Source organism: Pseudoselenomonas ruminantium, assembly GCF_900104055.1.
Classification (GTDB): domain Bacteria; phylum Bacillota; class Negativicutes; order Selenomonadales; family Selenomonadaceae; genus Selenomonas_A; species Selenomonas_A ruminantium_C.
Window position 1 is genome coordinate 1 of the sequence record NZ_FNJQ01000055.1, and the last position, 14940, is coordinate 14940.

12 protein-coding genes are annotated in these 14940 nt (G+C 53.5%); 9 read left to right on the forward strand and 3 right to left on the reverse strand.

Going from position 1 to position 14940, the window contains the following annotated elements; translation table 11 throughout:
- The first annotated feature begins 195 nt into the window (after positions 1 to 195).
- Positions 196 to 1026, forward strand: a complete 831-nt coding sequence (rnfB, locus tag BLQ59_RS14875) for an RnfABCDGE type electron transport complex subunit B (protein WP_074573605.1) — start codon at positions 196 to 198, stop codon at positions 1024 to 1026.
- Positions 1027 to 1323: 297 nt separating this feature from the next.
- Entirely contained in the window at positions 1324 to 2211 is an 888-nt protein-coding gene (locus BLQ59_RS14880) for an NAD(P)/FAD-dependent oxidoreductase (RefSeq protein ID WP_074573606.1), read from the forward strand.
- Positions 2212 to 2245: 34 nt separating this feature from the next.
- Here the strand turns inward: BLQ59_RS14880 and BLQ59_RS14885 are convergent, their stop codons facing one another.
- Complete coding sequence (locus BLQ59_RS14885; RefSeq protein WP_074573607.1) at positions 2246 to 3310, reverse strand: tartrate dehydrogenase; 1065 nt, start codon at positions 3308 to 3310, stop codon at positions 2246 to 2248.
- A 111-nt stretch (positions 3311 to 3421) separates the two neighbouring features.
- Between BLQ59_RS14885 and BLQ59_RS14890 the strand changes: the two genes are divergently transcribed.
- From BLQ59_RS14890 to recD2, 4 genes are all read left to right on the forward strand, one after another.
- Positions 3422 to 3844 (forward strand): PaaI family thioesterase, encoded by a 423-nt coding sequence (locus BLQ59_RS14890; RefSeq protein ID WP_074573608.1) that lies wholly within the window; start codon positions 3422 to 3424, stop codon positions 3842 to 3844.
- Between the two features lie 114 nt (positions 3845 to 3958).
- A complete protein-coding gene (locus BLQ59_RS14895; RefSeq protein WP_371118596.1) occupies positions 3959 to 5251 on the forward strand; it encodes an LCP family protein in 1293 nt (430 codons plus the stop codon).
- Positions 5252 to 5305: 54 nt separating this feature from the next.
- On the forward strand, positions 5306 to 7258 hold the full coding sequence (locus BLQ59_RS14900) for an ABC-F family ATP-binding cassette domain-containing protein (protein WP_074573610.1): 1953 nt from the start codon (positions 5306 to 5308) through the stop codon (positions 7256 to 7258).
- Positions 7259 to 7315: 57 nt separating this feature from the next.
- Positions 7316 to 9514 carry an SF1B family DNA helicase RecD2 gene (recD2, locus tag BLQ59_RS14905; RefSeq protein ID WP_074573615.1) on the forward strand — a complete coding sequence of 733 codons (2199 nt, stop codon included), beginning with the start codon at positions 7316 to 7318 and terminating at the stop codon, positions 9512 to 9514.
- 52 nt (positions 9515 to 9566) lie between these two features.
- Here recD2 and BLQ59_RS14910 read toward each other — a convergent pair whose 3' ends face one another.
- Positions 9567 to 9770 (reverse strand): DUF1858 domain-containing protein, encoded by a 204-nt coding sequence (locus BLQ59_RS14910; RefSeq protein WP_014423547.1) that lies wholly within the window; start codon positions 9768 to 9770, stop codon positions 9567 to 9569.
- A 305-nt stretch (positions 9771 to 10075) separates the two neighbouring features.
- On the opposite strand from BLQ59_RS14910, the gene BLQ59_RS14915 reads away from it, so the two are divergent.
- Together BLQ59_RS14915 and rbr are read left to right on the forward strand one after the other, a co-directional pair.
- Positions 10076 to 11371, forward strand: a complete 1296-nt coding sequence (locus BLQ59_RS14915) for an S-layer homology domain-containing protein (RefSeq protein WP_074573611.1) — start codon at positions 10076 to 10078, stop codon at positions 11369 to 11371.
- Between the two features lie 168 nt (positions 11372 to 11539).
- Positions 11540 to 12079: a rubrerythrin gene (gene rbr, locus BLQ59_RS14920; protein ID WP_074573612.1), complete on the forward strand. Its 540-nt coding sequence runs from the start codon at positions 11540 to 11542 to the stop codon at positions 12077 to 12079.
- Here the strand turns inward: rbr and BLQ59_RS14925 are convergent.
- Positions 12073 to 12735, reverse strand: a complete 663-nt coding sequence (locus tag BLQ59_RS14925) for a hypothetical protein (RefSeq protein WP_074573613.1) — start codon at positions 12733 to 12735, stop codon at positions 12073 to 12075. The genes rbr and BLQ59_RS14925 overlap by 7 nt on opposite strands.
- Positions 12736 to 12878: 143 nt before the next feature.
- Here BLQ59_RS14925 and BLQ59_RS14930 point away from each other — a divergent pair, with 143 nt between their 5' ends.
- Positions 12879 to 14588, forward strand: coding sequence for an ABC transporter ATP-binding protein/permease (locus BLQ59_RS14930; protein ID WP_074573614.1), 1710 nt, complete (start codon positions 12879 to 12881; stop codon positions 14586 to 14588).
- Positions 14589 to 14940 lie beyond the last annotated feature (352 nt).

Sequence of the window (14940 nt, forward strand, 5' to 3'; positions counted from 1 at the left end):
AGCACGCTGAAAGACGCGCCGTTGGCCTGCCCGGCGCATTCAGACTAAGGAATGTTGACCTTGCCGAGCGGGTCGTTTAGCGCAACCAGAAAAAGTACTCCCCCGTGAACCCCTGACTGCGCATGAGCGGGATACCTTTGCCACGAACTCCCCGATAAACTGCAATTTATGAGGTAACGGATGAGGTGGAGATAAATGGAAAAAGCATTATTGATTATCGTCGTGCTGGTCGGTGTCGGGCTGTTTTTCGGCATCGTGCTGGCATTGGCGGATAAGAAATTCTATATGGCGGTGAATCCGCTGATCAACGAAGTCGAAGAAATCCTGCCCAAGGGGCAGTGCGGTGCCTGCGGCTTTGCCGGTTGTGCCAAATATGCCGAAGCCGTGGTGGAAGATCCCACGGTGGCACCGAATCTCTGTGTGCCGGGCAAGGCGGCCGTAGCAGCCAAGGTGGCTGAGCTGACGGGCAAGAAAGCTGAAGCCACGGAACCGAAGTATGCTGCGCTCAAATGCCGGGGCACTAAGACCGCTGCAGCGATGGCGGCTTATTACGAGGGCGTGCCCGACTGTGCGGCGGCTAAACTCATACAGGGCGGCCCCAAGGGCTGCAAGTTCGGCTGCATTGGCTTCGGCAACTGCGTCAAGGCCTGCCCGTTTGGGGCGCTGAGCATGGGAGTAGATGGCCTGCCCGTGGTGGACAAGGATATCTGCACTGGCTGCGGCAAATGCGTGAGTACCTGCCCGCAGGCAATACTGACGCTCAAGACTTTCAGCGAGCCGGTGGAGGTTCTCTGCAGCTCGCACGACAAAGGCCCGGCAGCCAAGAAGCTCTGCAAGAATGCCTGCATTGGCTGTGGCCTCTGCATGCGGAATTGCAGCCATGGGGCCATCAAGATTGACAATTTCGTGGCCGTAGTGGACGGCAGCAAATGCGCCGAGTGCACGGAGTCAACCTGCCTTGCCAAGTGCCCAACTGGTGCAATTCAGTCTGTTATTCATACAACAGCTGCACAAAAGACGGCATAAAAATCCCTCCGCGCCAGCCATCGTGCGCCTTCGCTATGACCGCTGGCTGAAAGATTTTTTTGCCATTCATATAAGGGGAAGCACCTAAACTCACTGCGTTCAGACAAAGGTGCTTCCCTTTATTTTAGTGGTGGGCAAAAAATTCTTTCTTGACGCCAGCATTCAAACGCTCCGGCGCACAATGGCTGGCGCTCCGCTGCCTTGTCGCAAGTGCTTATGATTACTGTGATTGGCTCACGGATTTTGGGCGCATTCTTTGCTATAGTGGTGGTAAAGTGATTGAAGGGAGTGTTTTCCATGTCTAAGGTTTTGATCATCGGCTCCGGCCCTGCCGGGGTATCGGCAGCGCTTTACGCCCGCCGGGGAGGTGCGGAGGTTACCGTGCTTAGCAAGGGGCTGGAGCTTAGTGGGCTGGCCAAGGCAGAGAAGATTGAAAACTACTATGGTCTGGCTGAGCCAATTTCCGGAGCGGAGCTTTACGCTCGTGGCATTGAAGGCGCGAAGAAAATCGGTGTGGAGTTTTTGGAAGACGAACTGCTCTCACTGATGTTCAACGATGATTTTACAGGCTTCAAGGTGACGGGGAAAGCGCATGTGTTTGAAGCAGATGCCGTGATTGTGGCCACAGGGGCTTCGCGGCAGTCACTGAATGTACCGGGAGTGAAGGAGTTTGAAGGCAAGGGCGTAAGCTACTGCGCCACTTGTGATGCGTTCTTCTATCGCGGTAAGACGGTTGCTGTGGTCGGTGCTGGTGAGTATGCCCTGCATGAAGCACAGTCGCTTTTGCCCCATGCGGCTCAGGTTTATATGCTGACCAATGGCGCGGCGCTTACAGCCGAGGTGACCGCAGACATATCTGTGCACACAGAAAAAATCGCCGCCATTGCTGGCGGCGAGCGTGTCGCAAAAGTTGTGTTTGCCGATGGGACGGAGTTAAGTCTTGATGGTGTATTTATGGCCCTGGGCACGGCGGGCAGTACCGCGATTGCGAAGAAAATCGGTGCTCAGCTTGATGGCAATCGTATCAAAATAGATGCCCATGGTGCCACCAATGTGCCGGGGCTGTTCGCAGCTGGCGATTGCACCGGCGGCCTGCTGCAGGTGGCCAAGGCCGTGTATCAGGGCGCTGAAGCGGGGCTTGCGGCCGTGAAGTATCTGCGGGGAAAGAATAAGCCTTCCCATTGATGAGGAAGGCTTACGGATGAGGTGGCAGAAAGCTTTACCTGCCCAGGATTTCGAGAATTGCTGCGCCGATTTCATCGGTCTTGGCCGTGCCGCCTAAATCCGGTGTCAAAGTCTTTTTCTCCAGCAGCAGGGTTTCGATGGCGCTTATAACCTTTGCGCCCCATTCCTCTTCGCCGAAGAAGTCGAGCATCTGACTGACGCTCCAGATAGCGGCCAGCGGATTGGCGAGGCCCTTGCCGGCGATATCCGGGGCGCTGCCATGGATCGGCTCGAACATGCTCGGGAATTTCTTTTCGGGGTTGAGGTTGGCGCCGGCGGCCAGCCCCATGCCACCGGCGATGGCGGCGCCCAGGTCGGTCAGGATATCGCCGAAAAGGTTGCTGGTCACGACAATCTGGAAGCGTTTCGGGTTCTTGACGAAGAACATGCTGGCGGCATCGACCATAAGACTGCTGGTGGGGACGTCGGGATATTCCTTGCCGACTTCGGCGAAAATCTCATTCCAGAAGACCATCGAATAGCCAAGGGCATTGGCCTTGCTGATATTGGTGAGGCTCTTGCCCTCTTTTTGTGCCAGTTCGTAGGCGTAGCGAATCACGCGTTCGCAGCCCTTGCGGGAGAAGACGCCGGTTTGCAGGGCGATTTCCTGCTCGGTGCCGGGATAGAGGCGGGCGCCGACGTTCGCGTATTCGCCCTCGCTGTTTTCCCGCACGACGACCATATCGATATCCTCTTCTTTTACATCCTTGAGTGGACAGGGGGCACCTTTTAGAAGTTTCACAGGACGCAGGTTGATATACTGGTCGAAGCCCTTGCGGATCTTCAGGAGCAGGCCCTGCAGGGAAACATCATCGGGCACGCCGGGATAGCCCACCGCACCTAAGTAGATGGCATCGAAGTCCTTGAGCTGCGCGAGTCCGTCCTCGGGCATCATGCGGCCTTCGCGCAGGTAATATTCGCAGCCCCAGGGGAAATCCGTGAATTCCACATGGAAAGAACCGTCAAGCTTGGCAATACCGGACAGGACTTTCTTTCCTTCTTCAATTACATCCGGCCCAATGCCATCCCCAGCGATTACAGCAATCTTAAAGTTTTTCATGATATGCACCTCTTTTTTATCCAAAACACACTTTATACATTTCGTCACGGTCAGAGTGTTTTCCTTGTGGTATAATGAATAAAGAAAAATTTTAGGAGGATACGCGCAAAAATGGAACTTACGGAACTTCAGCAACAGATTGTCCGCTTCTATCATCATAATCCTTTTGTTGAATACCTGCATATGCAGGTGGAGCCGCTTGCCGATGGCGGCATGCAGCTGGTACTGCCGATTGACGAGATACATACGAATCTCTATGGCATCGCCCATGGCGGTGTGCTCATGACCATGGCCGATACGGCTATGGGAGCGGCGTGCCTGGCCTGCAACAAGAAGGTGGTCACCATCAGCCTGACCACGGATTTCATGCATGCGGTGCCGCTGACGGAAAAGGTCATTGCCCATGCGAAGGTCCTGCATGATGGCCGCCATACCATGACCTGCGAGTGTGAACTGACGAGCAAAGACGGCAAGATCTTTGCCAAGGGACATGGCAATTTCTATGTGCTGGGGAAATTTGTGGAAGAAGGATGAGGCGGACCGTGCTGATGTTTACATCAGCCATTGACTTTGGTATACTGAATGGGTTGAACTATTGTATACGAGGAGATATAGATCATGCGGCAGAGGCGCAGGGGAAAGCGCAGTATGAAGCGCGTTAAGTGGATATTGGCGGTTATGCTGGTTTTGGCAGCCGCCTGTTTCGGAGTGATGGCGGCACGGTACCATGGCGATGGTGGCAGCGAAGCCGCCAGCATATATGGTGAGCAGGCGGAGGAGGACCGGATCACCCATGTCATGCTTTTAGGCGTTGACCGCCGGGAAGGCGATGTGGGCCGCAGCGATACCATGATGGTGGCGGCACTGGACCAGAGCAAGGGCAAGGCGGCACTGATCTCGGTGCCCCGCGATACCCGGGTGCAGATTGAGAAGAATGATTACGAGAAGATCAATCATGCCTATGCCTATGGCGGCCATAAGCTGAGTCAGGAAGCTGTGGAAAAGCTTTTGGGCACGAAGATCGATCATTATATCATCATCGACACCAAGGCTTTTGAGCGGATCATCGACGCGCTGGATGGCGTGGACATCAACGTGGAAAAGAGGATGTACTATGAGGATCCCTGGGATGATGATGGGGGCCTCGTGATCGACCTTTATCCCGGTGAGCAGCATATGAATGGCAAGAAAGCCATCCAGTATGTGCGCTATCGTGATGGTGAAGGCGATATCGGCCGCATCGGCCGCCAGCAGAAGTTTATGAAGGCGGTGCTGGCCAAGGTGATTTCCCCGTCGGTACTGCCGCAGCTGCCGAAACTGGTGGAGGAAATCAAATCGGCCATTCAGACGGATATGAGCCTGACGGAACTGCTGGAATTTGCCGGTCAGCTCAAGAGTGTCCATGACAATGGCCTGTCGGCCCAGATGGTCCCCGGACAGCCAGCCTATATCAAGGATGTGAGTTACTGGATACCGGATATCACGGATCTGCGGCAGCTGATGGCTGAGCAGCTTGGTTTGGAGCTTAGCGATAAGGCCAAAGAGCAGGCACAGGCCGATGAAGATGCTTATATGAAGACTTTGCCCAGCGGCATGCAGCTGCTGGCACAGTCCAAGAATTCCGGCAAAGTGCTGGAGGAAGAAGCGAAGAAGCCGGAGGAAGAGACCAAGCCCATGAAGCCGGAAGAGATTTCGGTCATGGTCATCAACGACAGCGGTATCAATGGTGCGGCCGCAGAAGTGGCGCAGATCCTGCAGCGCAAGGGCTTTATCATTTCCGGCGTGGAGACGGGCAAGACCAGTTCCCGTACCCAGACGACGATCACGACGTCCACGCGCAATACGGATGTGTTCTACGGCATGCCCTTTACCTGCGTGATCATGGATGGCGGCAGTTCCAATCAGGCCGTGGTGCATATTGGCTTGGATTATAGGAAATAAATCAAGGCGGAGCATAGCTCCGTCTTTGTCTGTACTTTAGAGGAGTATATTATTTTGGGAATTTTAAAGGTGAATGGCCTCAAGAAGGCCTTTGGTATAGATGAACTCTTCCATGATGTGAGTTTTGAGGTGCGCGGCGGCGATAAGGTCGGTCTGGTGGGCGCCAATGGCGCGGGCAAGACCACGCTGATGAAAATCCTGATGGGGCAGGAAGAGGCCGATGGCGGCTCGGTGCAGCTCGACAGCGCCGAAACCATCGGTTATGTGGAACAGCAGGCTAATTTCGGCGAGGGGACGCTCTATGATGAATTCCGCCGGGCCTTTGACGATATCATTGAACTGGGTGAGCGCAAGCGTTCCCTGGAAAAGCGCATTGCCGCAGGCGAAGAGGATCTTCTCGACCTCTACGGCAAGGTGGTGGAGCGCTTCGAGCAGCTTGAAGGCTATGAATTTGAAAGCCGTATCAAGAAAGTGGCTTATGGCTTAGGTTTTTCCGATGAGGATTTCCAGAAGGATGTCCAGCATTTCTCCGGCGGGCAGAAGACGCGTATCTGTCTGGCCAAGGCCTTGCTGCGGGAACCGGACTTCCTGTTCCTGGATGAACCGACCAACCATCTGGACATTCAGATGATTGAATGGCTCGAGGGCTTCCTGCGTACCTATCGCGGTGGTGTGCTGATCATCTCCCATGACCGTTATTTCCTCGACAAAGTCGCCACGCGCATGGTGGAGCTCGAGGCCGGGACGGTTACGAGCTATGAGGGAAACTATACCTACTTCATGCGGGTGAAGACGGCGAGACGGGAAGCCTTGAAATCGGCTTATGAGAAACAGCAGGAACATATCCGCAAGACCGAGGAATATATCCGCAAGTATAAGGCGGGCATCAAATCCAAGCAGGCCAGAGGCCGCCAAAGCCAGCTGAACCGTTTGGAGCGTATTGTCTTGCCGCCAGAGGCCGCCAGCTTCAATTACTTTGCGTTCCATAAACCGCCTGAATGTGCCCAGCGGGTGGCGGAACTGGAGGAAGTCACTTTTGGCTATGGCAGCGAACCGGTGTTCAGGGATCTGTCACTGCTGATCCGCAATGGGGATGGCGTGGCCCTCGTCGGGCCCAATGGTGCAGGTAAGACTACCTTGCTCAAGGTACTGGTCGGGGAGCTTGAAGCGGCCAAAGGCCGTGTGAAAATCGGCAGCCGCGTGAAAATCGGTTATTTCTCCCAGCAACATGAAACCCTGCATATGGATATGACGGTGCTCGATGAAATCATCTATACCTATGGCGTGGATGAAGAGCAGGCCCGCCGTTATCTGGGGGCTTTCCTGTTCCATGGGGATGAGGTGCTGCGCAAGATCGGTGATCTCTCCGGTGGTGAGCAGTCGCGGGTGGCTTTCCTGAAACTGATGCTGACCGGGGCTAACTTCCTGATCCTCGACGAACCGACCAACCATCTGGACATCCCTGCAAGAGAAGCAGTGGAAGAAGCACTGATGGCTTATCCTGGCACGTTCCTCGCCGTTTCCCATGACCGTTATTTCCTCGATAAGGTGGCTAACTGCACGTTGGAACTGGCTGCTGGCCGGTTGACCGAATACAGCGGCAACTACAGCTACTATCTGATGAAGAAGGAAGCGGAGCGCGAAGCAGAGGAGGAAGCGCGGCTGGAAGCCGAAGAAGCGGCGAAAAAAGAGGCCGCCAAGAAGGCGGCAGCTAAACCTGCCGCAGTGCAGAGAGATGCTGAAGAAAAGGCCGCAGCCAAAGAGCGGGCCGAAGCGGGCAAGATCCAGAGCATGAGCGATGCCAAGCGCACGGAGATGATCCAGCGGGCTGAGGCAGAAATCGCCATGGCCGAAGCGGAACTCAAGGGGCTGGAATTCCAGATGAATCAGCCTGCAATACAGGCAGATCCGGCTGAGAGCCAGCGTATTGCCGAAGAATACACCGCCAAAGAGGCAGAAATCGAAGAACGTTACGCCAAATGGGAACGTTTGGTGGCCAGTGAGTAAGTTTTATGACGGCAGAAGGGAGCAAAGATAGTGGCATATCATAATGAAACCGAACAGATGGCCTTGGGCTTTGCCCCGCAGGCCGTTCAGGAAGAGATCGAAGGCCTGGTAGACAGCATCATCTTTGCCAGTGAGGATGGCAAATTTGCTGTCTTCCGCCTGCAGCCTTCCGGACAGAACAGCCGTGTTACCGTGACGGTGAGCTGTGAACCGCCGTTAGTAGGACAGCAGGTCCATTTGAAGGGGACGTGGGTTACGCATCCCCGCTTTGGTCAGCAGTTCAAGGCTGCGAGCCTGCGCTTGGAAGCACCCACCAGCGTGGAAGGCATCGAGCGTTTTTTGGCCTCCGGTGTGATTGACGGCGTGGGCCCCGCTATGGCCAAACGACTGGTGGCCAAGTTCGGCGCCGATACCCTCGATGTCATCGAACAGAAGCCGAAGCTGTTGGAAACCGTGGAGGGCATCGGCAAGAAAACAGCGGCCAAGATCGTGGCTTCCTACACATCCCAATCGGAGCTGCGGGAAATCATGCTTTGGCTGGAAAGCCATAACGTATCCGGAGCGCTGGCGGCACGAATCTATAAGAAATACAGTTCGTTTGCGCTGGACGTGCTGGAAAATCATCCTTACAAGCTGGCGCAGGAGGTAGAGGGCATCGGTTTTGCCACTGCCGATGCCATTGCCGCCAGTCTGGGGATGGCCGGCGATGATGAAAGCCGTGTGGCGGCTGGCATTGACTATGCCCTGCAGCAGATTTCCACCGGCGGGCACTGCTGCATACCCGAAGAACCGCTGATTGAGCGCACGGCCAAACTGCTGCGGGTTGATCCGCTGCGGGTGGGTGAGGTGCTCAAAAAGCAGCTGAAACTGCAGCGGCTGGCCGTGGAGTCTGTCGGCGGCACAACACTGATCTATTCGCCCTATCTCTATCGGGCGGAGAAAAAAGTGGCGCGCAAACTATTGTACTTGCAGCGTTACGCGGATGTGCTCGATGTGGAAAATCCCGAGGGCATGGTGGCCCATTGGGAGGAACTCACCGGCCTTGATTTGGCCAAAGCGCAGAAAGAGGCCATGGTGGCGGCATTGACACATGGCATACTGGTGCTGACTGGCGGCCCCGGAACAGGCAAGACTACCGTGGTGCGGGGCATGATCGATGTGCTGGAAATGGCTGGACTGGAAATCCTTCTGGGAGCACCCACGGGGCGGGCGGCTAAACGCCTTGCTGAAGCCACGGGGCGCAAGACCATGACGGTACACCGGATGCTCGAAGCGCAGGGCGGACGGCAGGATGATGGTGCCTCGATGTTTGCCAAGGATGCCGATGAACAGTTAGAGGCCGATGCGATCATCCTCGATGAGGTTTCGATGATGGATATCGTGCTCATGCAGCATTTTCTCGATGCTGTGCCCGATGGCTGCCATGTGATCCTCGTTGGGGACGTGGATCAGCTGCCGGCCGTGGGCCCCGGCGCCGTACTCAAGGATATCCTGCGCTCAGAGGTCATTCCGGCCGTGCGGCTCACCGAAGTCTACCGGCAGAACGAGGAGAGCACCATCGTGCTCAACGCCCATGCCATTAACGCCGGGCGGCTGCCACTTTGCAAGCCAGCCGGCGACTTCCAGTTCTGGGAGATTGCCAATCCCGAAGAGGTGGCGCGCAGCATCGTGAAACTCTGTGTGGAAATCCTGCCAAAACAGGGATGGAACCCGCTGACCGATGTGCAGGTGCTTTCCCCGATGCACCGGCAGGAATGTGGCGTGGAAAACCTTAACAAGCTCCTGCAGGCGGCCTTGAATCCGCCGGCTGAGTATAAAGGCGAATACAAGAACAGCGTCCGCACCTTCCGCCTCAATGATAAGGTGATGCAGACGAAGAATAACTATAGCAAGATGGTCTTCAACGGCGATATCGGTTTTATCACCGCTGTTGAAGCGGATCATATCACCGTGCAGTTCAGTGAGGATCTGCAGGTGGACTATGAGAAGAATGAGCTGGTGGAATTGCAGCTGGCCTATGCCATGAGTGTGCATAAGAGCCAGGGCAGTGAATATCCGGTCATCATCCTGCCGTTGACCAGTGGCCACTACATCATGCTGCAGCGAAACCTTCTGTATACGGCAGTCACCCGCGCCAGCAAGCAGGTCATCCTGCTGGGTACGAAAGCAGCCTTGAATACGGCCGTCACCAACGACCGTACCCGCAAGCGCTATACCCTGCTGGCCGAGCGCCTGGCAGGCGCATTGAATGAATGAACATAAAAAAATGACCGGTCAACTGCATGACCGGTCATTTTGATTGGAAAAATTATGCTTCAGCACCGACAACTTCGTTGAGGTTGCTGATCAGAGCGTCGATATCGATGCCATGAGCCATAGCGCCCTGCTCGATGTTTTCGAAGTGAGCGGCAGCGCAGCCCAGGCAGCCCATGCCAGCGTTGACGAATACATCAACAGTGTCCGGGTATTTCTGCACAACTTCGATGATGCTCATATCTTTAGTGATAGCCATTATAAAATCCTCCTATGCGTAACACGCGATAAAACAAATTAACTGACAAGGGAATTATAGCATAGTTACCCCCCAAGTTACAAGGAACAAATGTTACAGAAGTAGCAGGAAAAATTCATAGATGACAGTGAAATAAGATTTTTTCTGAAAAAAATATGTATGAAACCGTTGCCATATTTCAGAATATGTGTTATAGTATTAATTGTTCGGAAGGACATGTGTCCTGTTTGGTGAGGAAACAAGGAAACTCACTGGGAACGGTTCCGAAGAACGAGGGGTTAATTATTTTTTAGGGGGATTTATTAATGAACAAGAAACTCGTTTCTGCTCTGACTACCGCTCTGGTTGTAGGCGCTGCCAGCACGACTTTTGCTGCCAGCAATCCGTTCAGCGATGTACCGGCTGATCATTGGGCTTATGATGCTGTAACCCAGCTGGCTGACGATGGTGTTATCGAAGGCTATGGCGACAGCACGTTCAAAGGCAACCGCAACATCACTCGTTATGAAATGGCACAGATGGTAGCCAAGGCTATGACCAAGAGCACCAGCGGTGTAGATAAGGCTCTCGTTGACAAACTGGCTGCTGAATTCGCGGAAGAACTCAACAACCTGGGCGTACGCGTAGCTAACCTGGAACGCAATGCAGACATGGTTCAGTGGCATGGTACGGCTGAGTATACCTTCCAGCATTATATGACTGAAGGTAAAAATGACAAGGAAGCTGGCAAAGATAGCCGTAACAATCTGTTGATTCGTTTCGAACCCAGTGCAGAAGTTAATGCACATTGGCATGTAAAGGCTCGCCTTGATGCCAACACTAATTTGTCTAAAGATACTTCCAAAGGTTATGATGCTTATGGCAATGAAGTAGCAGAGGATCAGGGTAATGTTGCTTTAAAGCGTGTATATGCAGAGGGTAAATATGGCAACTGGACGGTAAAGCTCGGTAAATTCGCTACGCCGGATGATGATACAATCGCAGATACGCCGTATTCTGGTGCTGAAGTAGCCTACAAACCGGCTGGTGATGGTCTTAACTTTGCTGTTGGTGCAGGCCGTCTGGCTGCTAATGCAATTGCAATCAGTGATGAACAGGCTTCCAACTATCAGTATGCAGGCCTGGGCTTCAAGAAGAGCAAACTCTGGGGCGCTGTCCGCTTCCATCACCTGAATGCAGCTTATTATCAGAAAGCTTATGCCAAAGATGTTAAGGCTGAAGATGCCAATATCTGGCTGGCAAAGGGCGGCTATAACTTCAGTAAGAATGTAGCTATTAAGGGCTTCTATGCGCAGAATACGGAAGCTGATTACTACAAGAAGGCTGGCAGCGTAGAGCTCGACTATAAAGGCGCTCAGGCAGAAAATGCTGGCACCTGGGGTGCATGGGTGGCATACCGTCACTTCGGCCGCAATGCATTCGTAGCCAGCCCCTGGGATGTAATCAACATCGACAACATGGGTGAAAAAGGTTGGGAAGTTGGCGGCAACTACGCTATGTTCAAGAACACCATCCTGACGCTCCGTTATGGTAATGGTAAAGACCTGCAGACGAAGCAGAAGGTACACAACCTCTTCGGCCGCGTGAACTTCTTGTTCTAATTGCATAAAGCATAAATAGGAAAGATGCCTCTGCGGGGGCATCTTTTTCGTTTGTGCTGTTTGCTTTCAATTAACTTTCTGACAATAAATAAAATTGTGTGGATATTAAGGGGGAAAAATGCTATAATGTGCATGTGTGATCAATTATATTTTAAGGGGGAATCACTTATGAGCAAATACGCAGGGACTCAGACCGAGAAGAATCTTGAGGCGGCCTTCGCCGGGGAAAGCCAGGCTCGCAACAAGTACACTTACTATGCTTCCAAGGCTAAGAAGGAAGGCTTTGAGCAGATTGCTGCCTTGTTCCTCAAGACGGCAGACAACGAAAAAGAGCATGCCAAGATGTGGTTCAAGGAACTCCATGATGGCATGCCCGATACGACGGTGAACCTGAAGGACGCCGCCGATGGTGAAAATTATGAATGGACGGATATGTACGCCGGTTTTGCCGATACGGCCGAAAAAGAAGGTTTCAAGGAACTGGCAATCAAATTCCGCATGGTAGCCGATATTGAAAAGCATCATGAGGAACGCTATCGGGCCCTGCTCAAGAATGTAGAGGCACAGGAAGTTTTCCAGAAGAGCGAAGTCAAGGTCTGGGAATGCCGCAACTGCGGTCATATCGTCGTGGGCACCAAGGCTCCGCAGCTATGCCCCGTCTGCGCACATCCGCAGAGTTATTTTGAGATTCACGCAGAGAACTATTGATTCTGCTGGACATCTTCGGGGATTTCCAGATAATCACGGATGGCCGTGATTTCCTTGGCGGTGTATAAGCCTACTGGGGATTCCCGGATCATGATGGTCTGCAGCATGCGGCTCTGTTCGGCCTGGTCATCGGTCTTGAGGTTGGCCGGATCGGCAGCAGCCCTGGTCAGCGCAATGGTACGGTACTGGGCATCGGCATAGGCGTTGGTCTTTTTCATGACCTCGGCCAGCTGGTCATAGCAGCCATCGTTGAGGGCCACCGGCGGCGTATGCTGGGCGATGCGTTCTTTGAGATTCGCGCTGTCCTGATCCAGTTGCTTGAGCCGCAGGAAACAGGTCTGGATGCTGATGTTGTCGGCCTTGAAGCTTTCGATGATCTGATGATACCAGCGCCAGTTGCGGTCCAGTTCGGCTAAATCCTGCTGGTACTGAGCGTACCAGGTGGTGAAGATCTGCTGCTGCTGCTGCATTTCATAGCGTTCGCTTTCACTGATGGGCTGGTGGACGGTCTCCGGTACCGGCCAGCAACGGTAGGCAATCAGGCCTGTGATCAATAATGTCAGGCAGAAGCAGGTGAAGATCTTCTTGTTGTGCAGATAGCGATAGAGGAGCAGCAAGAGCAGCAGCCCCAATATGCCAATCATATATATGAACATGTTGGTTTACCCCCTATGGTTTATGAGATATTACTTAATTATTCTAACACAATTTACTTATTGCAGGAAATAGGGGAAAGGTCTATACTGAGATTGTTCCGTTTTATAGCGGGACAATCTCTTTTTTGGTGGAGTGATTACATATGGGGAAAAGAGGCGCTTTCAAGGCTTTTTGGCAATTGTTCCGCGGTTACTGGAACAGTGAACACAAGTGGAAAGCCAGGGGGCTGCTGGCCTTTGTCATTGGCCTGAATTTTTTCGGCGTGTATCTGCTGGTAAGATTGAACAGCTGGTACAATGAATTCTATAATGCACTGCAGCAGTATCAGGCAGATCAGTTTTGGCCGCTGGTGGGTGAATTCACGGCGATTGCCATGCTGTATATTGTCATTGCGGTCTATGCGATTTACCTGCGGCAGGCAGTACAGATAAAATGGCGTACCTGGCTTACGGAGGCTTATCTCTCTCGATGGCTGGAGGGGCAGGTCTATTATCGCCTGCAGGTGCAGAATAGTGACACGGATAACCCTGACCAGCGAATCAGCGAGGACATCAACCAGTTTGTCAATCTTTCCTTGCAGCTGTTGATTGGCTTTTTGAAGCAGCTCACGACTTTGGCCGCTTTTGGTGTGGTGCTCTGGAATCTTTCGGGTGCATTTACCATGGATATTGGCGGCCGGGAGATTGTCATCTATGGTTATATGTTCTGGTTCTCCCTGTTTTATTCGGGGATTGGTACGGCTTGTGCGCATCTCGTGGGGCGGAAACTCATTGGGTTGAATTTCGACCAGCAGCGCTTTGAGGCTGACTTCCGTTTCAATATGATGCGGGTGCGAGAGAACAGTGAGAGCATCGCCTTTTATGGCGGAGAAAAAGCTGAAAATAAGGGTTTTCATGAGCGCTTTGCCAAGGTGATCAGCAATTTCTGGCAGCTCATGAAGCAGACGAAGATCCTGAATTTTTACGTGAATGGTTATGCGCAGCTGGCTGTTATTGTGCCGCTTATCCTGGCAGCACCCCAATATTTTGCGGGCGGCATTGCACTGGGCGGTCTGATGCAGACGGTTTCAGCCTTTGGCCGGGTGCAGGATGCCCTGTCCTATTTCGTCGAGTCCTATGATACCATCGCGCAGTTGGCAGCGGTGGTCAAGCGTCTTACGGCCTTTACGGAACATATGGAAGGTGCCGAAGCTGTTGAGGCCGGTATCGTGCGCCAGGAAGAAGGGCAGCAGCTGGCCGTGGAAGATCTGCAGGTGCAGCTGCCGGACAGCAGGGTGCTGTTGGATGATTGTACCCTGAGCCTGCCCGTTGGCAGCCGGTTGCTGGTAACAGGTTCTTCTGGTTGCGGCAAGAGCACCTTATTGCGTACGCTGGCTGGTATCTGGCCTTATGGCAAGGGAAAACTCTCATTGAAGGCGGGCAGCAGGCTGTTATTCCTGCCGCAGCGTCCCTATCTGCCGTTGGGCAGTCTGCGCCGGGCCTTATATTATCCCGGTACGGCAGCCGGCAGTGACGAGAAGATGCAGCAGGTATTGCAGAAGGTTGGTTTGGAAAAATTTGTCAGCCGTCTTGATGAGATTGACGACTGGAGCCGCATCCTGTCCTTAGGGGAGCAGCAGCGTCTGGCGTTTGCCCGGGTTCTGCTGGCCAAACCGGATTGGGTGTTTTTGGATGAGGCCACTTCAGCCTTGGATGAACCGCGGGAAGCGGAGATGTATCAAATGCTGGCACAGGAACTGCCGGATATGGGCGTGGTCAGCGTAGGACATAGGTCAACGCTGTTTGCCCAGCATCAGCAGGAACTGCGCTTAGCAGGCGATGGAACATGGATATTGAAAGCAATTAACGAATAAGCTGCCTTGTGCGGCTTATTTTTTTATCCAACGCCGAGGCAGGCTAGTAGAGTGGCGTTGGTGTTTACTTTTTGACCTCCGCCCTAAATGAATGGGGGGCGGCGCGGGTACTTACTTTTTGCCTTCCGTGCTAAATGACTCCCTCGGAAATGCCGTTATTTTAGGGGGAGTGCGCCGGTCACCACGGCGCGTCTTTCAGCGATATGTACAGATTTTTCGCTCAGGAGCCAGCCTGCGGCAGCGCACTACAGGCAAAAAGCAAGTACCCGCGCCGAGGTCAAGCGTAGTAGCTTGCAGAGAGCAAAAGGAAGTACGTGGCAACGGCGGTGGGGCATATGGGGCGAGCGGCAGA